Here is a 22,183-nt window from a genome sequence, read left to right on the forward strand (position 1 = left end):
TAGCTGGAGAGGCAGCACGCATGACGCGGCGAACCTGCGCCACCCCCCTGGCCCGGCGGGTCACCGTCGGCTCAGCCACCGTCCTGGCCGCCGGTGTTCTGCTGGCGGGGTGCGGATCGGTTGGTAGCGAGCCGCCACCGCCCCCTGAGCCGAAGGACGCCCTGCTGGCCGCGGTGCCGGGCGAGAAGACACCGAAGTTCCGCTTCTCCGGCGTGGACGCCGCGGGCCGGCGGATCACCGGGGCCGTCGACCCAACCGGCAAGGGGATGGAACTGAACATCGCCCCGGCCGGGGCCGAGAACGAAGACGAGGCCGAGAACGAGGCCGATTTCAGCCTGGCGATGTCCTTCCGGGTGGTTGACCAGCGCTCCTGGTTGAAGGTGCACTTCGAGGACGCGGCCGAGCTGAACGAACTACTCGAGTTGCCGCAGCAGTGGATGGAGCTGGACCAGAGCAAGCTCTCGAACCCGCAGGTGTATGACGGCGCCGACATCGGCAACGCCGGTGTGATCATACGGGCGGCCGATGCGGTGCAGCAGCAGGCCGATGGCGCGTACACCGGCACGGTCGACCTGACCGCTGGGCCGGAGATCGCCGAGGCGGTGGCGGAGGTGGACGTCGCCGCGTTGGGCGAACAGGCGACGGCGATCCCGTTCACCGCGGTGGTCGGCAGTGACGGACACCTCGACACGCTGACGATGGCACTCCCCGCCGTTGACGAGCAACCGGCCGCCGAGTACCTGGTGCGGTACTACGACTACGGCAACGCCCCGGCGGTCGCCTCCCCCACCGGCGACGTCACGCCAGCGCCGGAGGCGGCGTACGAGATCCTGGGTGAGTGAGCGGACGGCGGCGGGGTGCCACCACCTTCAGCGGCCCAGAACCGATTCACCGGCCCAGGACCGACCCGCCGTTGACACCGAGTACCTGCCCGGTGACGTAGCCGGCGGCGGGGCTGGCGAGGTAACGGACCGCCGCGGCGACGTCGTCCGGGGTGCCGGCCCGCCCGACCAACGTGTCCGCGACCCGCCGGTCGTGTCCCTCGGGCGTAATCCGACCGCCGAAGAACCCGGTGTCCGCGACGTACCCGGGGCTGACCACGTTGACCGTGATCTGGTCCGGCCCGAGCCGCACCGCAAGGTCGTACGCCCAGCCGTGTAGCGCGGCCTTCGCCGCGGAGTACGGCCCACCGCCGCCCCGCTGCGCCGCGCTCGCGCTGACCAGAACCACCCGGCCACCGGGGCGCCGCAGTGCCGGCCGCAGCGCCTCGGTGAGCAGGACGGCGGTGAGCAGGTTCGCCTCGAGATTGGCCCGCCACTGCTCGGCTACCCCGGCCAGGCTCTCGGGCTCCCCACCGAGGTAGCCGCCGGCGTCGTTGACGACCGCGTCAACGGCCCGGCCCTCGACCGCCTCGATCACCCGGGGAACCTGCTGCGGGTCGGTCAGGTCCGCCACCACCGCCCGGACCGCGCCGGGTCGGGCGAGATCCCAGGAGAGTCGCGCCGTGGTGGCCCGCAGCGCCTCCTCCCGCCGGCCCACGACAAGCACATCGAAACCGTCAACGGCGAGCGCCTCCGCGGTGGCTGCCCCGATCCCGGTGCCACCCCCACTGATCACGGCCAGCCGTTCGCCCATCCACTGTCCCCTCCGAAGCCGCCGTCGATCAGGAGGTTATCGGGGTACGCGCGCACCGGGGGGTCACCGGCCACAGGTCAGCCTGAAGCGCCCGCAGAAGACCGATTTATCGGCGCCGGACAGCCCTCCTGACTGCCATTTCCACCCCACCGCCGATGGCGAAAAGTGAAGATTGTCGGGTGCATTGGCTGTTGCGGCGCCCCGTTCGGCTGGTGCCGATCGGGTTCGGCACCACGATCCTCATCGGCACCCTCGTGCTGATGCTGCCGTGGGCGACCGGCCAGCAGCGGTACACGCCCTTCGTCACCGCTCTCTTCACCTCGGCCTCCGCGGTCTCGGTGACCGGCCTGGCCGTGGTGGACACGCCAAACTACTGGAACGGCTTCGGCCTGGCGGTGATCACCATCCTCACCCAGATCGGCGGCCTCGGCATCGTGACCGGCGCCACCCTGGTCATCCTGCTGGTATCCCACCGACTCGGGCTACGCAACCGGCTACTCGTGCAGGCCGAGACCGCCCAGTTCGGCCTCGGCGATGTCCGCCGGCTGCTGTTTCGGATCGCTGCCGTCTCACTGACCGTCGAAGCGATCATCACCATCATCCTGACCCTGCGGCTGTGGGGCCGGTACGACCACCCCTTCGGCGAGGCGCTCTGGGTCGGCCTCTTCCACGCCGTACAGGCCTTCAACAACGGCGGCTTCACCCTCTACAGCGACGGGCTGATCGGGCTCTCCAGCGACGCCTGGCTCATCCTGCCGATGGCGTTCGGGGCGCTCCTCGGCGGGCTCGGCTTCCCGGCCCTGTTCGAGGCCGTGCGCGGTCGGCGACACCCGGGGCACTGGTCGATCTCCACCAAGCTCACCATCTGGGGCGGCGTGACCCTGCTGGTCGTTGGCTTCCTCGCCCTCCTGGCCGCCGAATGGTCCAACCCGTACACGCTGGGCATCCGCTCGTGGCCGGAGAAGCTCCTCGCCACGTTCGCCCAGAACGCGTTCTTTCGTACCGGTGGATTCAATGTGATCAACGTTGAGGCGCTCGGCGAGGAGGGCATCCCGTTGATCATCGCGTTGATGTTCATTGGCGGCGGGAGCGCCAGCACCGCCGGCGGCATCAAGGTCAGCACCTTCTTCCTCCTCGCCTTCGTGATCTGGGCGGAACTGCGGGGCGAGCCCGATGTCACCATCCGGCACCGCCGGGTCGCCACGGCCAGCCAGCGGCAGGCGGTCACGGTGGCGCTGCTCGGCGTGGCCATCGTGGTCGCCGGCACGGTGATGTTGATCCTGCTGACCGAGGGGATGCCGCACCACGTGGCGCTCTTCGAGGTGACCTCGGCCTTCAGTACGGCGGGCCTCTCCCTCGGCACCACCCCCGGTTTACCCGACAGTGGGCAATGTGTACTTATTGTCCTGATGTATATCGGCCGGGTCGGGTCACTGACCCTGGGGTCGGCACTCGCGCTGAACACCCGACGACGGCTGTACCGCTACCCGGAGGAGCAACCCCTTGTCGGCTAGGGCAGATCAACACAGCGGAGTCATCGTGGTGGGGCTCGGACGCTTCGGCTCCCAGGTCGCCGACACGCTCGTGCAGCTCGATCATCCGGTACTCGCCATCGACCATGATGCGGAGCGGGTGCAGCGGTGGGCCAACCGAATCGACCGGGTGGTGCAGGCCGATGCCACCGAAGAGGGGGCACTGCAACAGCTCGGCGCGGAAGACCTCGAACGCGCCGTGGTATCCATCGGCGCCTCGCTGGAGGCGAGCGTCCTGTCCGTCCTAGCCCTCGTGGACCTGGGGATACCACAGATCTGGGCGCGAGCCCGCTCGCCGGAGCACGCGAAGATCCTCACCTCGGTCGGTGCGCACCACGTGATCTTCCCCGAGGCGGAGGCCGGCGAACGGCTGGCCCATCTCATCGTCAGCCGGATGCTGGACTTCATGGAGTTCGGCGACGACTTCGCGCTCGCCAAGGTCCGCACCCCGGAGAGCCTCACCGGCCGCCCACTGCACGAGCTGAACCCGGAGGACCGCCACGGAGTACGGGTGGTGGCGGCGAAACTGGCCGGGAAACGGTTCCAGGCGGCCACCGACGACACCGTACTGGCCTCCGGCAGCATGCTGATCGTGGAGGGCAGCATCGAGCGGGTGCAGTCGTTCGCCGCGCTCGACTGACCGCGGCGAGGGCCCACCGGCCGGCGGCGATCACGCGGTCGCGAGCAGCTGGTCCACCGGGGCGTAGTCGTCGGTCAACACCAGGGCGTCGCCGACGAACTCCTGCAGCGCCGCACCCTCCAGCACGACCGCGCCCGGGTCAACCTCACTCAGCCGATCCCGGACCGCGGCCAGCGGCAACGGCGCGTCCGAGGCGACAATGACGAAGTTGGAGCCCTGCTCACCGGCGAGCGCGGCCGGCGGGGCGATCAGGGCCACCTGCCGGAACTCGGCCGCGACGGTGGCCACCTCGCTGCGGATCAAACGCAGGGGCGGATAGTCGATCACGTTCTGCACGTACCCGCCGCCGGGACGGATCACCCGGCGTACCTCAGCGGCCATCTCCCGGGTGGCGAGATGCCACGGCACCACCAGATGCCCGAACGCGTCCCCCACCACCAGGTCCTGGCTCTCCGCCGCCTCCGCCGCGACCAGCATCCGGGCGTCCCCCACCACCGCGCGCAGCTCCGGCCCCTGCCGCAGACCGAGCTTCTCCTCGCCCAACTCGACCAGCCCGCCGTCAATCTCGAAGACCACGTTCTCGGTGCCCGGCCGGGTGGCGGTCAGATACCGCGGCACGGTGAAACCCCCTCCGCCCAGATGCAGCGCGTCCAGCCGGCGCCCCGCCGGTGCGATGACGTCGGCGACCGCCCCGATCCACCGGGTGTACGCGAACTCCAGGTGGGTCGGGTCAGCGAGGTCCACGTACGAGTGCCGGGCCGAGTTGAGCAGCAGCGTACGCCCGCTCGCCCGGCCCGGGTCGGTCTCGACGCGGGCGCAGTGGTAGGCCGTCTCGATGTCACACGGGTTCGGGGCGATCGTGGTCAGACCGGCGCCGAGCAGGCCCAGCACGGCCAGGCTGGCCGACACCCGGGCCGGGCCGGTCAGTTGCTCACCCGCCGTTCGCCGGAGCCACCCGCCGAGGATCAGCCCGCTCAGCCCCAGGGAGACCGCCAGGCCGAGCAGGATCACCGTGCTGGGCAGCGCGGCCACCAACACGAAGCCGGTGACCAGGGTGGCGGTGACCGCACCCAGGGTGCCGATCGAGGAGAGCCGGCCGACGACCTGGCCGGTACGGCGCAGGTCGGACAGCTGGAGCTTGACCACCATCGGGGTGACCGCCGACAGCAGCATCGCCGGTACGAAGACGGCCAGCGCGACGAGCAGCAGGATCGCGGACGCCGCCCCGCCCCGCAGCACCTCCCCGGCGTACCGGACCGCGGGCAGGGTCACCGCGGTGGCGATACCGGCCAGCACCAGCGCCGGGGCGAGCAGGGTACGCGGGTCCCGGCGGTCCGCCAGCCACCCGCCGGCCCATGCCCCGTACGCGATCGCGGCCAACGCGATGCCGATCACCGAGCTGGTCACCTGGAGGGTCACCCCGACGTACGGACCGACCAGGCGCAGCGCGGCCGTCTCCAGCACCAGAACCGCGCCGCTGGAGAAGAAGACCAGAAACGCGGCCAGCCCTTTGGGCAGGGCGGGACCAGTCGCCGACCCGAGTTGGGCCGACCGGACGGGAGTCTGGGACGAGGCAGAGTTCACCCGCGCGATAGTACGCAGCTAGGCTGGCCGACCGAGTCAGTACATCGAAACATGAACATGATTGGTGTGATCAGCCGCGGGGCTCCCACCGCCGCTATACGCTCGCCAACCGGTATTCGGCATCCATATCTGTCGATACCAAATGACGTACATCACGCCGAGTCGGCTCGCATTGTTCTTCAGGTAGGTCGCCAGCTGGTCACCGTACGCCTTGTCGCCGCCGGTCGCCGTGACGTTCTCGAACCCACCGGGGGCGGCGGAAAAGTCACAGGCCCTCCCCTTCGGGTGCTCGCCACCACCGCCGCTGCGGTAACAGGAGACATGCCGTTTGAAACCGTCCGCCTGGGACTGCTTGAGCATGTGCAGGGTGCGCGGAGAGATACAGCCGGAGGTGGTCGGGTCGTTGACCGAGCAGGACTCCGACGGCCAGGAGCCGTCCGGGTTCCGGGGCGCCGGCGCGGCACTGGCCGAACCGCCACCGAACCCGGAGCCGCCACCCGAGCTGACCTCGGCGAGCGCCGCCTCCGCCGCCTTCTTGTTCTTGGCCAGGACGTCGAGCTGCTTCTCCTGCTCGCGGATCTCGGAGTCAATCGCGACCTTGGCGTTCTCCGCCGTCTCCCGGACCTCGGTCAGCTCGCGCACCCGCCGGCCGTCCCGCTGGGCCATCACGTCCAGATTCATCGCCCGATTCAGGAACTCGTCGGGCGACGTGCTCTCCAACAACGTCGCCACCGGGCCGAGTCGACCCAACCGGTACGACTGCGCGGCCACCTCGCCCACCTGGGCGGTCAGGTCAGCCAGCTGCACCTCGACCGCCTTCAGCTCCGTGGTCAGCTCCTTCTGCCGACCCTTGGAGTTCTTCAACTCGGCGGTGGCGTCGATGTGCGCCTTGGCGGCGGCGGCCAGCGCGTCCCGCAACTTCTTGCTGCCGCCCTCATTGGGCTCGGCCTGGGCCGGCACGGCGCCGAGCAGCACCGCCACGGCCACCGCGACCGCCACCGCAAGGACAGTCAGCGGACGGGAACCCTCGCGGGGCAGAACTATGCGCACGGTGGATCCTTCCCGGCTGCCGTCAGCCCCCACGAACCCGCTGGTCGGCGGTCCCACCGGCGCCGCGCGGCAGCCAGCGGGCGGAGACCGTCGGCCACGATACCGGACCGACGCCGCTGCGAGGACCCCTCAAATCGGCAGATTCGATTGCACTGACACTGCGTAGCGCGAGTCGTCACGCGCCGCCGAAGAACGCCTCCCGAACCGCTGCCCAGACCCGCTCATCCACCGCCACAAGCAGGCCCTGCCCCTCGACGCCCGGATGGTACTCAGCCCCGTCGACGCGCCGGGCGACCCCACCGGCGGCCCGGACCAGAAGAGTGCCGGGTACGTGGTCCCAGGGCAGGGTGTCCCAGTAGAGCACGAACTGCTGCACCCCGAGGAGCAGGTCCAGATACTCCCGCCCGGCGCAGTGCTGGCCGGGCAGGAGCTCGCCCAACCGCCCACCGGCCGCCTCCACCCGCGGACGCAGGGCCGCCGGCAGGTAGCGGGACATCGCCGCACCCCGTAGCTGGCCCAGGTCAGCCGGCGCTCCGGCCGTACGTACCGCACGCCCGTTCACGTACGCCCCCGCTCCGGGACGGGTGGCGGCGAGCGTGCCGACCAACGGGTCGAACATCCACGCGGCGCTCGGTTCCCCGTCGATCAGCAGGGCCACCATCAACACGAACGGCGGGCGACCGGCAGCGAAGTTACTGGTGCCGTCGATCGGGTCCACCAGCCAGACCGGACCGGCCCGGTCCAGGTGCCGCAGCAGCCCCGGGTCCTCGGCGACGGCCTCCTCACCGACCACCACCGAGTCGGGCTGCAGCCGGCGCAGACCCGCGGAGATCAGCTCCTCCGCCCGCCGGTCGGCGACGGTAACGAGGTCGCCGGGGGCCTTCTCCTCGATATCGGCTTCGTCCAGCCGGCGGAACAGCGGCAGCACCACCTGGTCAGCCGCCGTACGCAGGAGCGTGCCGACCTCGTCGAACAGGTTCTCAGTCACGGGACGGACGTCACTTCTCGACCGCCTCCCGGGCCACCGTCTTCCTCATGCCCCCGTTCTACCGCCTCCCGGTGCCCGCCGGGCCCGTCCAGGAAATCCCCGCTGGCCGACGGCGGCAGCCGGGCCGCCGTCACTTGCCCGCGGTCCACTACTCCAGCGGTCACGACCCCGATCTCTGCCTTCACGGCAATAGACGGCCCTGACCTTTGCCTACGTCACCCGACAGGACCGAGTTGGACACTCAGCGTTCTATCGACAAAGCTGTCGGCCATGCCTTGTGCATGGCCTAGTTCACACTTCCAGGCCTGGTTGACCAGGCCACCGGACCCTGCCGCATGAGCCGACGTTGGGACTTCTACGAGGCGCCCGGCGGGGGTGATCCGGTGCGCCGAGAGATCCTTAAAGCGAGGCTCACGAAGGCGGAGGCCGCCAAGCTCCAAACGATCATGGATCGGGTTGCCGAAGGGCGCACCCGACCTGGCGACGTCAAGCCGCTGCGCGACGGGGTGTTCGAGGTGCGCGTCCGGGTAGGCGAACGGCGACTGAGGTTGGCCTACGGCGAGGGGGCGACCAACCTGGTACTACTGGCGCTCCACTTCTTCCAGAAGCAGCGCCAGAACGAGAGTCGCCATGTCGGCATCGCGGTAGATCGTTTCCGTGACTGGCAGTCACGACACGACAAGTAGTGTCATTATCGCTTCCAGGCGATACGCTGGGCGGCAACCAAGGGGAGCCAAAACATGGGGAACGAACTTTTCGGTCTACTAGGACTAGATTCGGACAATCCTCACATCCGGGCAGCCCTGGCAGACGCCCGAGACGTCGAACGCCTGATCGACACACTCGTCGGTCTGCGGGTTCGTCAAGGCCTTACCCAGGCGGACCTGGCCAGCGAGATGGAGACAACTCAGTCGGCCGTCTCGAAATTTGAACGAGCCGGCGGGGATCCAAGGATCTCCACCGTCCAACGCTACGCGAGGGCGTCGGGCGGCCGAGTGCGACTGATGGTAGAGGTTTCTGGCCTTGCCGCATCCTGGAAGGCGAGCTACCACATACCAGCATCCGTCGACAGCGAAAGTGACGAGATGGAAGCTCCCGCCGAATTGCGCCCCGTGATCGAACTGGCTTCATGACCTCAAAAACTGTCACCACCGCCGCAGAGTTCACCTCGCTTCTCAGCCTCGAGAACGTGCGCGTTTACGAGGTATCAGCACGGCGACGTGACGGCTTTGACATGAAAGAGATACCGGTCGACGGTGACTCCTCAGATTTACATGTCCAGCAGGCACTATCAAATGGTGAGTTCATCTTCCGCGCGCAGATAGAGCTACGCGGAAGCAAAGCAGTGATCAAGGTCGACGTTGCGGCGGTATTCGGCCTGACCACACCAGTGAGCAGGCCGACAGATCAAGTTCTTGACGACTTTGCCCACCAGGCCGGCCTCCCGACCATAATGCCGTACCTCCGGGTACATGTACAGCAAGCAGCGAGATTGATCGGCGTACCCGCTCCATTGCTCAAGCACTACTGGGGCAATGAGTTGCGGCAACTTGAGATCCGCCAGCATCAGCACGGAGAGAGTAAAGAGGCAGGCCGCGCCGAGCCCTCCGCTTAGCGACAACTCTCCCTCTGCCTACCTTCAGACAAGGAACTCGGTGAGGACCAGGCCGACGACGGTCCAACGCCCTTGAAGAAGCGGCATCAGCTGGCCAGGAACGCGTCGACTATTGCCACGAAGGCCGCCGGATCGTCGACCCAGGGGAAGTGGCCACATCCCGGCTGCGTCACCAGCTCAACGTTGTCGAACAGAATGGCGAGCTGCCGTACCGCTGCGGCTGTCGGCCAGATGTCGTACTCACCGGCAAGAAGCAGGGTCGGTGCGCCGAGTTCCGCCAGGCGCGCGGGCAGCGTCGGGTCGGGTTGGTACTCCTCGTAGAACCCGTCGGTGGCGGCCTGCGCGAACTGGACCGGCTCGGCCGCCGCCTGCGCCTGAGCCGCCGAATTCCAGCGGCCGTACAACAACGGCGCCGCCTGCCAGCGGTACCGCTCAAGCTCTTCCCGGCTCTTCGCCTCGGCATGCAGCGCCGTCACCGCGGCATGGTGCCACGGCTCGTGCGCCCGCCCGGCGAGCACGCTGTCAACCTCGATGTCCGACTGCAACCCGACCACCCGCAGCGACGGGGCGACCAGCACCAGATGGTTCAGCCGTTCCGGATGCCGGGCGGCATAGAGCAGGCAGGTCCCGCCGCTGGCGGAATGCCCGAACAGGTCAACGCTGTCGAAGCCCAGGTGCTGCCGTAGTGCCTCGACGTCGTCAACCAGGCGATCGACACGATAGGTGGCCGGGTCAGCGGGGATGCTCGAGGCGCCAGTGCCCCGGTTGTCCAGCAGGATCAGGGTACGACAGCTGCTAAGCCCACCCAGCTCTCCCAGATACTCCACCGCCTGCCCAGGGCCACCAGGGATGCAGACCAGCGGAGGACCGGACCCGACTGTCCGATACGCCAGCTCGGTGCCGTCATAGGAGCGAAAGCTTTCCACGGAGGAGATTCTGCCAGGAAGCCGCCCTCCCATGGGGACAGTCTGGACCTTGTCGACCCATCGTCACAGCGGGTTGAACATCATCAGCACTTCGTCTCTCGTGTCGTCGGGTGCCAAGCACAGCTTGTTCGGCCATCGGCCGACCTCGCGCCACTCAAGCCGACAATAGAAGTCAATAGCCGGCCACGCTGTGGCTTAAGTTCAGCAAGTATGGCGTCGGTGGCCGCCGCGACCTCGACGGCCGTCACCGGCGGGAATGGGAAGCCAGCGGCCCCACCCGCGTTGGTCACCTCCACCCAGCAGTCGATTAGGTCCTGCCTGAGCAGCGGCGTGACATCCTGCCGCCGCCGAAAGTCGGTAAAGCTGAGTTCCTGGTGTTCGGCCACTCCGGCACTGTTCCAGATCGCTGCGCTGCCGCCAGTCCCTCGACTGCCTCAGTCGTCCGCATCTTCGGCACCTCTGCATAAGCGTGTCGACCACCAGAGGCGCGGCGGCGGGCCATCCGGCCCAGATTCGGCGGCGCGAGCGGCCTGCGAAACGGGCCTAGCCGACACGCTGATCGCACACGCCCCGTGCTGACTGCGACGGCCTACGCTCCAAGGAACCCAAGCCACCGCAGTCAGCACGGGAGCGGGATGCCCGACCACCACTGGAGCGATCTGCCCACCTCGGTACGACGTGGCATCGAGTCGCACATCGGCCTGGTCCGGGCGACACGCTCCGCCACAACCGGCGCCACCTCGGAGATCGCCGCCACTCTGAGCGCCGACTGTGGGCCGGTGTTCTGCAAGGCCATCCGGACCACTCACCCCATGTCCCGGATGCATCGCATGGAAGCACGCGTCAATCCATGGCTCCCTGACACGGCACCGCGACTACGGTGGGTCATCGAATCCGAGGGCTGGCTGGCCCTCGGATTCGACCACGCGGAGGGCCGGCACCCGGACCTATCGCCCGGCTCGGACGACCTGCCGGCTATCGCCGATGCTCTGACCGGGCTGTCCCATGCGCTGACGCCCTGCCCGCCAGTTCGCGTCCAGCCCGCCACCGTCCGATGGCAGGGCAGAATCGCCCCCCACCTCGTTGACGGCGATACCCTCTGCCACACCGATGTCACGCCGCTGAACTTCCTTGTCGGTCTGGGCGTGGTACGTCTCGTTGACTGGTCCATGCCCATCAGGGGTGCGGCGTGGATCGATGCGGCTTTGATGATCGTCCGACTCATCCGGGCAGGCCACACGCCAGCAGAAGCCGAGTCCTGGGCAGATCAGATCCCGCCCTGGAAGCAGGCGCACCCAGAAGCAGTCGGAATCTTCGTGTCCGCTCTCGCGGACCTGTGGGAGCAACGTCTACGCGAAAACCCAGTCCCCCACCGAAGGCAACTGGCGGAGGCCGCCCAAGCCTGGGCGGTCCACCGCATCTGCTCTTAGGCCCTGACAGGGATTGGGCATGGCCTTCTGCATCAGCGCCTTCGAGGGTGAAGAGTTCGACATCTGTCAGCACGTACCCCGGTTAAGCCCCCCGGGTTGACGCTCCGGGGGCCCTAGTTGCTTGCTTGTCAGCGCCGCGTGTGCTGCACGAACGCCCGCCACGCCTCCGGACCGAACACCAGAGCCGGCCCGGCGGGGTCCTTGCTGTCGCGAACGCCGACGACGCCGGAGAGGTTGTCGGCCACCTCCACGCATTGTCCACCGTTGCCCCCACTGCGGCTGCTCTTGCGCCAGATGGCGCCCATCAGGTCAGTCACCGCCCATGTCCTCCAATGCCGTTTTAATCATCTTCTTAGATGTACGGGGTAGACCCGGGCCGAGGCGCACAGCGAGCTAATCGCCCACGACGTGCTCGCGATACCGCCGGCACCACGAGCCACCAGACCTACACGCCCACCGGCATGCATTCTCCATCATTGATACCTTCACGGAAAGCCATCCACTCTGCCGACGTGAACCGCAGCTCCTGCCCGTCCTTGTAGACGTGGACACCGCTCGGTAGCTGGGTGACCCATGGAGGCTCATGGCCCTTCCCCACCGCATGGATGAGGTCTTCCCACTCGGAGTAGGTGGTGGCCAGCTCCGGCCCAGCCGGGTCTTTGCTGTCGCGATATAGACCATCTGCCCTGTGTGCGCCCATTCGACACAGTTCCCGCCGGAGCCACCGGATCGGGTGCTTTTACGGTAGTTGCGGGGATGGGTCGTGGCTGAAACTCCAGAATCGGAACGGATTGGCGGAGGACGTACCCGAAGATCGCTTCATACCGGGCGAGATCGGTGACCTTTGTAGGTATGCGGCGGAGCTCGAAGAGTCGCGTCAGGCGCCAGCACGATCGATGCCATGCTGGCCGACATAGGCCCCCGGTGCCGCGAACCGGGGGCTTGGACTGCCGCCAGGCAGCGTGCCCTCGTGGGAGTGCGAAAACTCCGTTAGGCGTCCTCCGTCTTGAGCTTGCCGTTTTCGTAGGGCTGGGCTGGCCGCTCGAAGCAGGCCCCCGACACTCGCGAGGAAATCGTGCGGACATGGCGGAATCCCTGCTTGCGGTAGTAGTCGTGTAGCCGCAGGTTGGTTGTCCAGGCGTCCAATCGTAGCCACGTCAGGCCGGCGTCGTAGGCCCGACCACCTGCCCAGTCCAGCATTTCGCCGCCTAGGTGGTCGCCCGAGTGGATCAGCGGGATCATCATTTTCGCGGCATACAGCGCGTCGGCGGGGTCGTCCTCCGGATACCACAGCGCCTCGGGGTTCCGATCCGGCTTCCATAGGCCGTCTACGTCCACGTACGCGGACAGGGTGATCGTGGCCATGGGAGTATCACCGTCCCAGACCACCCATGTCTGTCCGGCTGAGACGGTCGATGCCACGGCGGACCGTGGTAGGGGGATCGACCACTGCTCCTCACCTTGTCCGGCAAGCCATGCCACGCGTTCGCGTCGCCAGCTCATGATGACGTCGACATCGCTCAGCCGGGCAGGGGTGATGATCATTCGTGTGCTTCTTCCGGTCGGAAATGCGCGATGGTGTCGGCGTCGCCGTGAGTACTGACGATCCGGTTTCGGTCGCCGGCAAACGGGGTGACGGACACACGGATTGGCCGGTCAGCGGTGTATCCAGTGCGGATGTAGTGCAGCACCGGCGTGCCAGGTAGTAGCCGTAGCAGCGTGGCCTCCTCCGGCGTGGGCATCCGCGCGGCGTACTCGTCGTAGTAGGCCACCTGCGGGTATCCGCGCTCGGACAACAGCCTGGTGGTGCCCTGCGGGATGTCCCGGGGCGACAGCAACTCCGGTACCGCCTCGACCAAGTCCATGGGGTAGTAGGTGTCCTGCACCGAGGATGGCTCGCCGTTGACGTAACGGACGCATCGGCGCAGCGCTGCGGCGGACTCGGATTCCACCTGGAGACGCCTGGCCAGGTCCGGCGGCAGAACCTCGATGGTCAGCCGGAACTCCTGTGCCGCCTCGTATCCCTGCTGCTTCACCTCCGAGCGCCACGCGTCCGTCTCGGCCCATGGGCTGGGCATCTCCGCGCGGTGCGCGTGGAAGATCAGCGTAACCTTCTCGCGGACCCGCATACCGCCGGTGCGTCCCGGCAGCCGCTCGATCAGCCCCTCATTGACGAGCAGCGCGGTGGCGTCACGGACCGTGTTGCGCGAAACGCCGTACTGCTCCTGAAGTCGGGCCTCGGTCGGGAGCCAATCGCCCACCTCAAGATCTCCGGAGACGATGCGCGCTCGGAAGTCGTCTGCGATCTGACGGTACTTGGGTTTCGCCACGCTCCCCACCCTCCTGGTTTGGTCCCAACCAATTTAACCGGCTGAGCCGGATGGGCTTGACTGCGCTCCACAGTGCTGAAATCGTTGGTATGAAACCAACGTTACAGTTCGTCGGGTGATCGTCACCGAGGGAGCAGGCATGGACGGTGAGGGTAGGCAGGTCACGCCGGCCAACCTCCAGGCGGGAGAGCTCTCCCGGGAGATGGAAGGCGTTAACCGCGTACTCGCCAACGCCGCTGTATTGCTGGCTGGCCTTGACCAGGCCGACAGCGCGCGGGATCTGAGAAATCTGACGTACTCCCCGTTGCGCACCGCAGTCGAACAGGCTGTTGAGTCGGCCGCTCGCGTGACGGAGTTCTTGCGGGCGCAAGCCCGAATGTAGACCGGGCTCAGGTTCGTTCCACCCCTCCGCGAAGCGACAGCCCTACGCCCATCAGTCCGGATGCACTGTCGGACCGCCCACTTCATTGGAACTGGGGGGGCTACCCCTCCAACATCATCAAGGAGACCCAATGCGAATTCGCTGGTTCCGCCGTCGAAGGGGTAACCCGCCGACACCGGCGCGCTGCGCTAACAAATCTCACAACCCTGCGTTGGCGCAGCGCGCTAGGCCGGTCAATCTGCCGGCGTGGATGACCCAACCCACCGTCGCCAACCCCCAGGTAGGCCGCGTCGGCTGGCTCACCCCGGCCCAGCAGTGGCGAGCCAACGGAGGCCGCTGGTGACCGCGCACCAGCCGCCCGCCCAGAGCGCCGACAGGCGAGACTGAGGGGACGTCGATGGTTGTCGTTGCTACTGTCGCAGTCGTTGGGCTCGCCGTTGGCGTGATCCTGGGCCTGGTGACCAAAAGCCGTTCGGGCAGTTGGTGCCCCCGGTGTGGCGACCTCAAGCGCTGCCTACGTGACCACCACACGCGCGGGAGCCGGCCGTGGTGAGAAAGGCACACGAGCCCATGCGCCCGCTCTGGCGGTGCCGGGCCTGCGGCGCCGACTGGCCCTGCCAGCCCGCGCGGCTCGCGTTGCTGGCGGAGTATCGCGGCAGGAGGTCAGCCCTGCTGGCCCACCAAGGCAAGCTCCTGGCCGAGGCAACTGATCAGCTATCCCGACTCAACGGCACCAGGCCGGACCTCAGGGAGAGGTTTGTCAACTGGTGCTGGCGGGCGGGACCCGAACACCCTACTTCCAGCGGAAGTGCACGAAGACCCGGCCGAAATTCTTCGAGTCCTTCTCCACCCGGTGATAGAGCGCCTTGACGTCCTTCTGATCAAGGAACCGCAGCACCCGCTTCTTGAGCTGGCCGGACCCCTTGCCTGGGATGATCTCCACCAGGGTGGCCTTCTTCGCCACCGCCTCGTCCATGATTGCGCGCAGGGCCCGGTCGATGTCGGTGCCCCGGTTGTAGATGTCGTGTAGGTCCAGCTTCAGCTTCACCGCCGGGCCTCCACCGGGTCGATTCCGTTGCCAGCACCATCGTAGGTGGCGGGGCGGGCGACCGGACGCCCGGTGATCGGCGTCGGCGCGCAGTAGCCGGACGACTGAGGGTCAGCGACCGACCCGGGCCTGCACCCGGCGCAACGCCGCCTGATAGTCGGCGTTGCCGTGGTGCATCGCCGCCGCGATCCGCAGATGCCGCAGCGCGTCGACCGGCCGATTCAGCCGCTCCAGTGTCCGGCCCAACACGTGGTGGGCGTAGTGGTCACTCGGGTCCCGATCCACCAGCTCGCGTAGCTGCTCCTCGGCTCGGCGGAGCTGCGCCGAGGAGAAGTACGCCCGGGCCAGCAGTTGGCGCACGGCGGTGTTGCCGGGCTCGGCCGCGAGGACGGGCTCGAGCAGCCGAGCCGCTTCGGACGGGTCCCCAGCTTCGAAGTACCGGGTCGCCCGTCGATACTCGGCCAGCAGATCCATCCGACCCCACCCCCTCATGTCGTGTCGGCACCCCGGCACCGGCACCGGCACGGCGCGGGCACTCCGCGCAACACCGGCGGCAGCCAGCCGGCCTACCGGTCGAGGATAGGTTCACCGGCCGAGGGCGGGAACCCGAAGCGACCCATGGCCGGCCTCCGCCCGCCGAGACAGGGGGCATATTGGGCGGGTTTCCGGGTAACGGGCGGCCGGAGGTGGGCCATGGTCGCGCTGCCAGTGAACCCGCCCTCAGCCCAACGGCTGCGGGCGGTTGACGAGTTCCTCGCCGAGGCCTGGGCAGACCAGGTGCGGCACGACAGCCGGCTGCGGGATCTCGCCGTCGGGGTGGAATTCGACCGGGGAGTAGCCCACCTGACCGGGGAGGTCGACGAGCCGGATGACCTACGCCTGGTACGGGATCAGGTCGGCCGGCTCGCGGGGGTCCTGGCCGTCTGGGCCCGGGTCCGGGTCGGGGCCCGGGATCCGGTCGTGGTGGACCTGGGCTGCGGGGGGACCAAGCAGTGGCCGGACAACCTGGGCCTGGACATCTTCCCCGCGGTCGGGGTGGACGCGGTAGCCGACCTGTCGCGCACCCTGCCCCTGGCCGACAACTCGGTGGACGTCTTCTTCGCCGTCCACATCCTGGAGCATTTGATCGACTTCCTGCCGTTGGTGGACGAGGCGCACCGGGTGCTCCGACCCGGTGGCGTCCTGCACGTCATGAGTCCCTGGTGGGGGCATGTCAACGCGGTCGCCGACCCCACCCACGTACGGCTGCTCGACATCCAGACCATCAAGGGCATCTGCCTGCAACGCCCGCCGGACGCGCCGCGCTGGTACCCCCTGCACGCCGGCTGTGACGGGGCCAGCGTCTTCGCCGACCTGACCCTCCTACCGCACGGTGCGCCCGCCCCCACCCAGGCCCACCTGGCCCGCTTCTTCGCCTGAGCTCAGTCGGGCTCGGGACCGACCCGGCTGGGATCCGGCGTGCTCGGGGCGTGCAGTGGCCGCTCCAAGGGGCTGGTGAGCGCGGCTGGGGCAACGCCAGCGGCGAAACGGGTCGAATCAGCGGCCAGGTCCGGGTGTTCGACGCCGAGGGCAACCGCCGCCGCCTCCCGAATGCCCAACCCCGCGCCCTCGCCGTACGTCCGGTCGAAGCTGACATCGCCCAGCGCCGCCCGCACCTGCGCCTGCCACCGCGCAAGGTAGTCGCCGTTGATGCCCGGCGCCGCGCCCAGGGCGGCCCCCCGCGCCTGCGCCGCGCCGAAGAGACGGGCGGCGGTCAACGGATCGCCCCCCGCGGCACAGCGCACCGCGATCGCCTGCATGGTGTCGCAGGCACGGCGGTGGAAGCCGTGCGCCATCCGGGACCGCAGCGAGGCCAACAGATGCTCGTGCGCGGCGATCAGGTCGCCCCGGGCGAGCGCCACCAGGCCGAGCAGCATGTCCACCGTCCGGCGGCCCCGTTCCACCGGGCGTCCCGCCTCGACCGGGCGGGCCGCGCCGAGCAGCTCCGCCGCCTCGTCCAACGCACCCCGACGCCACAGCAGCTCCGCCAGGCTGAGGACGGCGAAGAGGGCGTCCTCCACCACGTCCTGCCGCTGCGCCCAGTCGATGACCTCCCGGCACACCTGTTCCGCCTCGGCGAACTGCCCCAGGTCGACCAGGGGAGCCGCCCGGCTGGCCAGCACCCGGGCCAGCAGTCCGGCGTCGCCGGCCCGGCGGGCCACCGTCTCCGCCCGCTGCGACAGGCGCAGCTCCGCGCCGAAGTCGCCGTCCGCCCCCGCATGCAAGGAATGCGTGTGCTGCGCCGCCGCCAGCTCCACGTCCGGGATGTGCTCATCGGTCTCGACGCTCCGGTCGTACAGCCGGGACAACCAGAGCCGGCCCTTCCCGGCCAGGCCCCGCTCCCGCCACCACTGGTCCATCCCGACGACGAGCGCGAGCCCCGCCCGGGCGCTACCGCCCGTCGTGCACCACCGAAGCGCGGCCCGCAGCTCCCCGGCGAGCGGGTCGAACGCGTGCAGCGAGAGCGTTACCGGCCGGCCGTCCGTCCCCAAGCCCAACCGCTGTAACGCGTGTGCGGACCAGGCCACGTGTCGATTCCGCGCCGCCTGCTCCTCACCCGCCGCCACCAACCGGCCAGCCGCGTAGGCGCGAATCGGGTCGAGTAACCGATAGGTGCTGCCACCGGCCTCCGGCTCGGCCACCACCATCGACTTCTCCACCAGCACCGACAGCGGATCGAGCTGGTCGCCGCCCAACAACCACTCCACCGCCGCCAGATCCACCGGCCCGGCGAACACCGCCAGCCAGCGCAGCAGCCGGGCCGCCCCCGGGCCCAGCTGCTGGTACGACCAGCGAAGGTTCGCCCGCATGCTGTAATGCCGCACGGCCAGCCCGCTCTCGGAATCACCCCGGCCGGCGTCGAGCGCACCCAGAACGTCGTCGAGACGGTCGGCGAGTTGCCCGACCGAGAGCACCCGCAGCCGGGCAGCGGCCAGTTCGATGGCGAGCGGCAGGCCATCCAACCGCCGTACGACCCGACGCAGGTCCACCCACTCCGCCGGGTCGGGCCGCCGGCCGCCCCGCGCCGCCGTGGCGCGGTCGAGCAGCAGGGCAACCGCGTCGCTCTCCGCTCCGGCCACCGGCGGGTCGACCGAGAGTGGAGGAATGCGCCACACCACCTCGCCGGGAAGTCCGAACGACTCCCGGCTGGTCGCGAGCACCCGCACCCCCACCCCACCGGCGAGCAACTGGGAGATCACCTTGGCGGACGCCGACAGCTGGGCGTCCCCGGTGTCCAGCAGCATCAGCATCCGGCGGGCAGCGGCGTACTCCACCAGGGTGTCCACCATTGAGCGGCCCGGCTCCGGACGGAGGCCAAGCCCGGCGGCGACCGCGTACGCCACCAGGCCCGGCTCTGCCACCGTGGCGAGGTCAACGAACCAGACACCGTCCGGATGGGACTCGACCAGGTCGGCGGCGAGCTCCACCGCCAGCCGGGTCTTGCCGGATCCCCCCGCGCCGACCACCGTGACCAGGCGGTAGCTCTCCACCAACCGGCGCAGCTCGGCCCACTCGGCCTGCCGGCCAACGAACGAGGTGATCGGGGTGGGCAGGTTGTGCGCCACCGCGTCCGCGGTACGCGGACGCGGGAACTGCCGCTCCAGACCTGTGGCGGTCAGCTGGAAGAGCCGTTCCCGGTCGTCGAAGCCACGCAGTCGGTGCAGGCCCAGGTCGACTAGGGAGGTGCCGCCGGGCAACGGGTGGGCGTGCCGCACGGTAGCCGCGGAGCAGAGCACCTGTCCACCGTGCGCGGCGGCGGCGATCCGAGCGGCCCGGTGCACCTCCGCACTCACGTACTCGCCGTCGCGGGGCTCCGCCCACCCGGTGTGCAGCCCCATCCGCACCCGCGGGGTGGCGTCCGGGGTTGGCCAGTCGTGGCTGGTCAGGGCGCGTTGGGCGGCCAGGCAGGCGGTCAGCGCGGCGGACGCGTCGGCAAAGGCCAGGAAGAACGAGTCGCCCTCGGTGAGCAACTCCGCCCCCTTGGTGGCGACGATGGTCCGGCGCAGCAGGCGCCGGTGTTCCCGCAGCACTGGCCGGTAGTCCGGCCCGAGCAGTTGGGCCAGCCGGGTGGAGCCCTCAATGTCGGTGAAGACGAAGGTCACCCACCCGGTCGGGAGGTGGATCCGTGGCGACATGCGTGGAACCTCCGCCCAGGACGTCTGGTTCATGCTGCCTGAACCCAGCCCGTCACATATCGCAAGAATGACGGCCCGGTTCTTGCTCCAACGTGCCACTCCGCGCCGACGTCGGCAAGCGCGGATGAGACGTTGACGAATCGAACCGGTTTAGCAGCCGCAGCCCCCACCGCAGCATCCCCCACCTGCGCTGGGAGCGGTCCCGCCCGATCCGCTACGGCCGATTGTCGCGACTGTGGACAGGAGTTTGACCGTCTCGTCGTGCCCCTGCGGGCAGCGGGCCGGCTCGGCGGCCTGGGCCATGGGTCGATTGACCTCGAAGGTGCCGCCGCAGACGCGGCAACGAAACTCGTACCGGGGCATGCTTCCAGCCTACGACCGCTCCGGACGACCAACCGAACATGGGTAATACTCAACGGGTGGTGGACGGCGAGGAGAACCAGACCATCCCGCCCCTGCGTCCGGCCGCACCGGACGGGGGAGCATCGAGTGGATCCGGCGTGACCGCCGGTCGACGGCCCGGGCCGGTGCCCCGGCCGCGCCGACCGTGGCGGCAACCGCCGACGGACCCGGACGCAGAGCTGACGCGGGTCGACCCCACCGGTACGGCGACAGGTTCCCACGCGCCCTCCCACCCCGACGCCGACCCCGCCAACAAGAACGAGCCGCCCAGCCCCACCGACACCGACACCGACACCGACACCGACACCGACACCGACACCGACACCGACACCGACCCGACCAACGAGAACGAGCCGCCCAGTGCCAGCGAACCGACGGAGCCGGCGCGGGCCGCGACCACCCGGCGCCGCCGAATCCCCTTCGCGCACGCCATCCGGGTCTCGCCCACCCGACTGGCGGTCGGCGCAGCCCGATCGATCCACCGCTGGTCGCGCCGTCCCAGCGGCCAGCTCACGCTCCCTGGCGGTTTCCTGCTGCTCCTGGTCGCGGCGACCGTGGCGGCCGGCGCTCTGCTGTTGCCCGCCGTGGTGCCCTCCGGCCGGGACAACGCTGCCACCACCGCCGGTGCGACGGACTCCGCGCCGGACGGACTGCCATCCGCCGGTGCCCTGCCCCCCGCCGACGCCACGTTGACCGCTCCACCCCCCAACCTCGGCCGACCCGCCGACACGCTCACGAGTTGGGCAGCCCAGACCGGCGCGAAGGTCGACATCGCACCGGTCGCGTTACAGGCATACGGCTACGCCGAGCTGGTCCTCGCCCAGACCACCCCCAGCTGTGGCCTGAGCTGGACCACGCTCGCCGCGATCGGGCACGTCGAGTCGGCGCACGGGCAGGCCAACAACGCCCGGCTCGGCGCGGATGGGCGGGCGGCCCCGGAGATCATCGGCCTGCCACTGGACGGGCAGGGCGGGCGGATGCTGATCCGCGACACCGACCAAGGCACGCTGGACCAGGACACCACCTACGACCGGGCGATCGGGCCGATGCAGTTCATTCCAACGACCTGGGAGGAGATCGGCGCTGACGCGGACAACGATGGCCGCAAGGACCCACACGACATCGACGACGCCGCCCTGGCCGCCGCCAACTACCTGTGCAAGGGCGGCCGGAATCTGACCATCGCCGCCGACTGGTGGAATTCCATCCTGTCGTACAACAACGTACGGCAGTACGCTCAGGACGTCTTCGACAAGGCCAACCAGTACGGGCAGGCAAGCCGGAGCTGACGTTGATCATCCACGTTTCCGGGGATTCCCCTACTTCCCCCGAGCAGCGGTAGGCGGCAAGCTAGACGGGTGATGATGCGCGAATGGGACCTTAAGGCCGCGTCGTCCGCCGAGATGGTGTCCCTGCTGGACACGTTGAACGCGGTCCTCGCCGCCGATCTGCCGCAGGACCCGCCCTGGCAGGGGAGCTTCCTGCGGGAGTATCTGACCGAGATGATGCCGGGCGAACGACGAATCGCCTGGGTGGCCGAGGCCAACCCGGTCGAGCCCGGCGGGGTGGCCATCCCGGGGATGGTCAACGTGCTGCTGCTCGGCAGCATCGGCGTGCTCGAGGTGCTGGTGCACCCGTCGGCCCGCCGCAGCGGCCTCGGCCGCGAGTTGGTCCTGGCCGCTGCCCGCCGGGTCTACCAGGAGGGGTTTCAGACGATCGGCGTGGAGGTGGTCGGCGACACCCCGGCCGTTGCCTTCTTTCAGACGCTCGGTTTCACCCGAGAGTTTGTCGAAACCCGCAGCGTGCTCGACCTGGTCGGAGTGGACTGGGCGGAGTTGGGCAGGACCGCCGACGGGATCAGCCCGGGGTACGAGATCCAGTTCCACCCCGGTGGGCTGCCCGACCAGCTCATCGACGCGTACGCGCGGGCCAAGGCGGAGGCGCGCGATGTCGAGGAGGGCGAGCTCCGCCCCAGCTCCTACGACCCGCAGCGGCTCCGGGACAGCCTCGACTGCCTGCACCGACGGGGGATGACCCCGTACATCGTCCTCGCGCTGCACAAGCAGACCGGGGAGGTGGCCGGCCTGACCGAGGTGGTGGTGCCGGCGCAGCATCCGACCCGGGCCGACCAGTACGACACGATCGTCGTACCGGCGCACCGCGGGCACGACATCGACCGGGCGACGAAGGCCCGGATGCTGTTGGAGCTACGCTCGGCCGAGCCGACGCTCACCGAGGTGCAGACCTGGAACGCGCAGGACAACGAGGCGATGCTGAAGGTCAATGCCGAGCTGGGCTACCGCCCCGACCGGGAGTGGTACGAGTACAGCGTTGACGTGGCCGAGTTGGTGCACCAGCGCGACGCCACGCACCAATAGTTCACCATCGGGACCTTCAGGGGATAGAGCGAGGTAGGGCGCACCCTCTACCCTTCGCTCGTTCCCAT

Annotated in this window: 24 protein-coding genes and 2 pseudogenes; 12 read left to right on the plus strand and 14 right to left on the minus strand. The window is 69.0% G+C overall.

Going from position 1 to position 22,183, the window contains the following annotated elements; genetic code table 11:
- The first annotated feature begins 20 nt into the window (after nucleotides 1–20).
- Entirely contained in the window at nucleotides 21–842 is an 822-nt protein-coding gene (locus H0524_RS16890; RefSeq protein WP_180199508.1) for a hypothetical protein, read from the plus strand.
- Between the two features lie 46 nt (nucleotides 843–888).
- Here the strand turns inward: H0524_RS16890 and H0524_RS16895 are convergent, their stop codons facing one another.
- On the minus strand, nucleotides 889–1,635 hold the full coding sequence (locus H0524_RS16895) for an SDR family NAD(P)-dependent oxidoreductase (RefSeq protein ID WP_180199509.1): 747 nt from the start codon (nucleotides 1,633–1,635) through the stop codon (nucleotides 889–891).
- Between the two features lie 179 nt (nucleotides 1,636–1,814).
- Here H0524_RS16895 and H0524_RS16900 point away from each other — a divergent pair, with 179 nt between their 5' ends.
- Both H0524_RS16900 and H0524_RS16905 read left to right on the plus strand, forming a co-directional pair.
- Nucleotides 1,815–3,149 (plus strand): TrkH family potassium uptake protein, encoded by a 1,335-nt coding sequence (locus tag H0524_RS16900; protein WP_180199510.1) that lies wholly within the window; start codon nucleotides 1,815–1,817, stop codon nucleotides 3,147–3,149.
- Nucleotides 3,139–3,807, plus strand: a complete 669-nt coding sequence (locus H0524_RS16905) for a TrkA family potassium uptake protein (protein ID WP_180199511.1) — start codon at nucleotides 3,139–3,141, stop codon at nucleotides 3,805–3,807. Before H0524_RS16900 ends, H0524_RS16905 begins: the two co-directional genes overlap by 11 nt.
- A 30-nt stretch (nucleotides 3,808–3,837) precedes the next feature.
- Here the strand turns inward: H0524_RS16905 and H0524_RS16910 are convergent, their stop codons facing one another.
- From H0524_RS16910 to H0524_RS16920, 3 genes are all read right to left on the minus strand, one after another.
- Nucleotides 3,838–5,391 (minus strand): fused MFS/spermidine synthase, encoded by a 1,554-nt coding sequence (locus tag H0524_RS16910; RefSeq protein ID WP_180199512.1) that lies wholly within the window; start codon nucleotides 5,389–5,391, stop codon nucleotides 3,838–3,840.
- A gap of 36 nt (nucleotides 5,392–5,427) precedes the next feature.
- The gene (locus H0524_RS16915) at nucleotides 5,428–6,441 is read right to left on the minus strand and encodes a hypothetical protein (protein ID WP_180199513.1); all 1,014 of its coding nucleotides are present in this window, start codon (nucleotides 6,439–6,441) and stop codon (nucleotides 5,428–5,430) included.
- 175 nt (nucleotides 6,442–6,616) lie between these two features.
- Nucleotides 6,617–7,429, minus strand: a complete 813-nt coding sequence (locus H0524_RS16920) for an inositol monophosphatase family protein (protein ID WP_180199514.1) — start codon at nucleotides 7,427–7,429, stop codon at nucleotides 6,617–6,619.
- A 335-nt stretch (nucleotides 7,430–7,764) separates the two neighbouring features.
- Between H0524_RS16920 and H0524_RS16925 the strand changes: the two genes are divergently transcribed.
- From H0524_RS16925 to H0524_RS16935, 3 genes are read left to right on the plus strand one after another with little or no spacing between them, the layout of a single operon-like run.
- Entirely contained in the window at nucleotides 7,765–8,115 is a 351-nt protein-coding gene (locus H0524_RS16925; protein ID WP_255436013.1) for a type II toxin-antitoxin system RelE/ParE family toxin, read from the plus strand.
- Between the two features lie 54 nt (nucleotides 8,116–8,169).
- Nucleotides 8,170–8,562: a helix-turn-helix transcriptional regulator gene (locus tag H0524_RS16930; protein ID WP_180199515.1), complete on the plus strand. Its 393-nt coding sequence runs from the start codon at nucleotides 8,170–8,172 to the stop codon at nucleotides 8,560–8,562.
- Complete coding sequence (locus tag H0524_RS16935; RefSeq protein ID WP_180199516.1) at nucleotides 8,559–9,044, plus strand: hypothetical protein; 486 nt, start codon at nucleotides 8,559–8,561, stop codon at nucleotides 9,042–9,044. The genes H0524_RS16930 and H0524_RS16935 overlap by 4 nt, the downstream gene beginning before the upstream one ends.
- A gap of 86 nt (nucleotides 9,045–9,130) precedes the next feature.
- On the opposite strand, the gene H0524_RS16940 is transcribed toward H0524_RS16935, so the two are convergent.
- On the minus strand, nucleotides 9,131–9,970 hold the full coding sequence (locus H0524_RS16940; RefSeq protein ID WP_309225137.1) for an alpha/beta hydrolase: 840 nt from the start codon (nucleotides 9,968–9,970) through the stop codon (nucleotides 9,131–9,133).
- Nucleotides 9,971–10,800: 830 nt separating this feature from the next.
- Here H0524_RS16940 and H0524_RS16945 point away from each other — a divergent pair.
- Nucleotides 10,801–11,400, plus strand: a complete 600-nt coding sequence (locus H0524_RS16945; RefSeq protein WP_255436014.1) for a hypothetical protein — start codon at nucleotides 10,801–10,803, stop codon at nucleotides 11,398–11,400.
- 128 nt (nucleotides 11,401–11,528) lie between these two features.
- On the opposite strand, the gene H0524_RS16950 is transcribed toward H0524_RS16945, so the two are convergent.
- From H0524_RS16950 to H0524_RS16965, 5 genes and pseudogenes are all read right to left on the minus strand, one after another.
- The gene (locus H0524_RS16950) at nucleotides 11,529–11,717 is read right to left on the minus strand and encodes a DUF397 domain-containing protein (RefSeq protein WP_180199518.1); all 189 of its coding nucleotides are present in this window, start codon (nucleotides 11,715–11,717) and stop codon (nucleotides 11,529–11,531) included.
- 128 nt (nucleotides 11,718–11,845) lie between these two features.
- Nucleotides 11,846–12,100, minus strand: coding sequence for a DUF397 domain-containing protein (locus tag H0524_RS16955; RefSeq protein ID WP_255436016.1), 255 nt, complete (start codon nucleotides 12,098–12,100; stop codon nucleotides 11,846–11,848).
- An 11-nt stretch (nucleotides 12,101–12,111) separates the two neighbouring features.
- Nucleotides 12,112–12,192 (minus strand): annotated as a pseudogene (locus H0524_RS25440) (hypothetical protein); the annotation flags it as partial.
- A gap of 198 nt (nucleotides 12,193–12,390) precedes the next feature.
- Nucleotides 12,391–12,945, minus strand: coding sequence for a GNAT family N-acetyltransferase (locus tag H0524_RS16960; RefSeq protein WP_180199519.1), 555 nt, complete (start codon nucleotides 12,943–12,945; stop codon nucleotides 12,391–12,393).
- On the minus strand, nucleotides 12,942–13,730 hold the full coding sequence (locus H0524_RS16965; protein WP_180199520.1) for a GntR family transcriptional regulator: 789 nt from the start codon (nucleotides 13,728–13,730) through the stop codon (nucleotides 12,942–12,944). Before H0524_RS16965 ends, H0524_RS16960 begins: the two co-directional genes overlap by 4 nt.
- Before the next feature lie 115 nt (nucleotides 13,731–13,845).
- On the opposite strand from H0524_RS16965, the gene H0524_RS16970 reads away from it, so the two are divergent.
- Nucleotides 13,846–14,112 (plus strand): hypothetical protein, encoded by a 267-nt coding sequence (locus tag H0524_RS16970; RefSeq protein WP_180199521.1) that lies wholly within the window; start codon nucleotides 13,846–13,848, stop codon nucleotides 14,110–14,112.
- A 570-nt stretch (nucleotides 14,113–14,682) separates the two neighbouring features.
- Nucleotides 14,683–14,910 (plus strand): annotated as a pseudogene (locus tag H0524_RS24960) (flavin reductase); the annotation flags it as partial.
- Here H0524_RS24960 and H0524_RS16975 read toward each other — a convergent pair.
- Nucleotides 14,906–15,160: a Smr/MutS family protein gene (locus H0524_RS16975; protein ID WP_018726495.1), complete on the minus strand. Its 255-nt coding sequence runs from the start codon at nucleotides 15,158–15,160 to the stop codon at nucleotides 14,906–14,908. The pseudogene H0524_RS24960 and the gene H0524_RS16975 overlap by 5 nt on opposite strands.
- Nucleotides 15,161–15,271: 111 nt before the next feature.
- On the minus strand, nucleotides 15,272–15,634 hold the full coding sequence (locus tag H0524_RS16980) for a M48 family metallopeptidase (protein ID WP_180199522.1): 363 nt from the start codon (nucleotides 15,632–15,634) through the stop codon (nucleotides 15,272–15,274).
- Nucleotides 15,635–15,853: 219 nt separating this feature from the next.
- Here H0524_RS16980 and H0524_RS16985 point away from each other — a divergent pair, with 219 nt between their 5' ends.
- Nucleotides 15,854–16,579 carry a methyltransferase domain-containing protein gene (locus H0524_RS16985; protein WP_180199523.1) on the plus strand — a complete coding sequence of 242 codons (726 nt, stop codon included), beginning with the start codon at nucleotides 15,854–15,856 and terminating at the stop codon, nucleotides 16,577–16,579.
- Between the two features lie 2 nt (nucleotides 16,580–16,581).
- Here H0524_RS16985 and H0524_RS16990 read toward each other — a convergent pair whose 3' ends face one another.
- On the minus strand, nucleotides 16,582–19,368 hold the full coding sequence (locus H0524_RS16990; protein WP_180199524.1) for an adenylate/guanylate cyclase domain-containing protein: 2,787 nt from the start codon (nucleotides 19,366–19,368) through the stop codon (nucleotides 16,582–16,584).
- A gap of 117 nt (nucleotides 19,369–19,485) precedes the next feature.
- Nucleotides 19,486–19,698 carry a zinc ribbon domain-containing protein gene (locus tag H0524_RS16995; protein WP_026184886.1) on the minus strand — a complete coding sequence of 71 codons (213 nt, stop codon included), beginning with the start codon at nucleotides 19,696–19,698 and terminating at the stop codon, nucleotides 19,486–19,488.
- 56 nt (nucleotides 19,699–19,754) lie between these two features.
- On the opposite strand from H0524_RS16995, the gene H0524_RS17000 reads away from it, so the two are divergent.
- The gene (locus H0524_RS17000; protein ID WP_180199544.1) at nucleotides 19,755–21,026 is read left to right on the plus strand and encodes a lytic murein transglycosylase; all 1,272 of its coding nucleotides are present in this window, start codon (nucleotides 19,755–19,757) and stop codon (nucleotides 21,024–21,026) included.
- A gap of 72 nt (nucleotides 21,027–21,098) precedes the next feature.
- The gene (locus H0524_RS17005) at nucleotides 21,099–22,115 is read left to right on the plus strand and encodes an N-acetyltransferase (protein WP_180199545.1); all 1,017 of its coding nucleotides are present in this window, start codon (nucleotides 21,099–21,101) and stop codon (nucleotides 22,113–22,115) included.
- The last annotated feature ends 68 nt before the right edge of the window (nucleotides 22,116–22,183 follow it).

Source organism: Salinispora sp. H7-4 (assembly GCF_013416675.1).
In the GTDB taxonomy this organism is placed as follows: domain Bacteria; phylum Actinomycetota; class Actinomycetes; order Mycobacteriales; family Micromonosporaceae; genus Micromonospora; species Micromonospora vitiensis.

Excerpts from the sequence above, each read along its gene's own strand:
- H0524_RS16890 (WP_180199508.1), top strand. The coding sequence starts at position 21 with ATGACGCGGCGAACCTGCGCCACCCCCCTGGCCCGGCGGGTCACCGTC.
- H0524_RS16895 (WP_180199509.1), bottom strand. The coding sequence starts at position 1,635 with ATGGGCGAACGGCTGGCCGTGATCAGTGGGGGTGGCACCGGGATCGGG.
- H0524_RS16925 (WP_255436013.1), top strand. The coding sequence starts at position 7,765 with ATGAGCCGACGTTGGGACTTCTACGAGGCGCCCGGCGGGGGTGATCCG.
- H0524_RS16930 (WP_180199515.1), top strand. The coding sequence starts at position 8,170 with ATGGGGAACGAACTTTTCGGTCTACTAGGACTAGATTCGGACAATCCT.
- H0524_RS16935 (WP_180199516.1), top strand. The coding sequence starts at position 8,559 with ATGACCTCAAAAACTGTCACCACCGCCGCAGAGTTCACCTCGCTTCTC.
- H0524_RS16945 (WP_255436014.1), top strand. The coding sequence starts at position 10,801 with ATGGAAGCACGCGTCAATCCATGGCTCCCTGACACGGCACCGCGACTA.
- H0524_RS16955 (WP_255436016.1), bottom strand. The coding sequence starts at position 12,100 with ATGGGCGCACACAGGGCAGATGGTCTATATCGCGACAGCAAAGACCCG.
- H0524_RS16960 (WP_180199519.1), bottom strand. The coding sequence starts at position 12,945 with ATGATCATCACCCCTGCCCGGCTGAGCGATGTCGACGTCATCATGAGC.
- H0524_RS16980 (WP_180199522.1), bottom strand. The coding sequence starts at position 15,634 with ATGGATCTGCTGGCCGAGTATCGACGGGCGACCCGGTACTTCGAAGCT.
- H0524_RS16985 (WP_180199523.1), top strand. The coding sequence starts at position 15,854 with ATGGTCGCGCTGCCAGTGAACCCGCCCTCAGCCCAACGGCTGCGGGCG.
- H0524_RS16990 (WP_180199524.1), bottom strand. The coding sequence starts at position 19,368 with ATGAACCAGACGTCCTGGGCGGAGGTTCCACGCATGTCGCCACGGATC.
- H0524_RS16995 (WP_026184886.1), bottom strand. The coding sequence starts at position 19,698 with ATGCCCCGGTACGAGTTTCGTTGCCGCGTCTGCGGCGGCACCTTCGAG.
- H0524_RS17005 (WP_180199545.1), top strand. The coding sequence starts at position 21,099 with ATGATGCGCGAATGGGACCTTAAGGCCGCGTCGTCCGCCGAGATGGTG.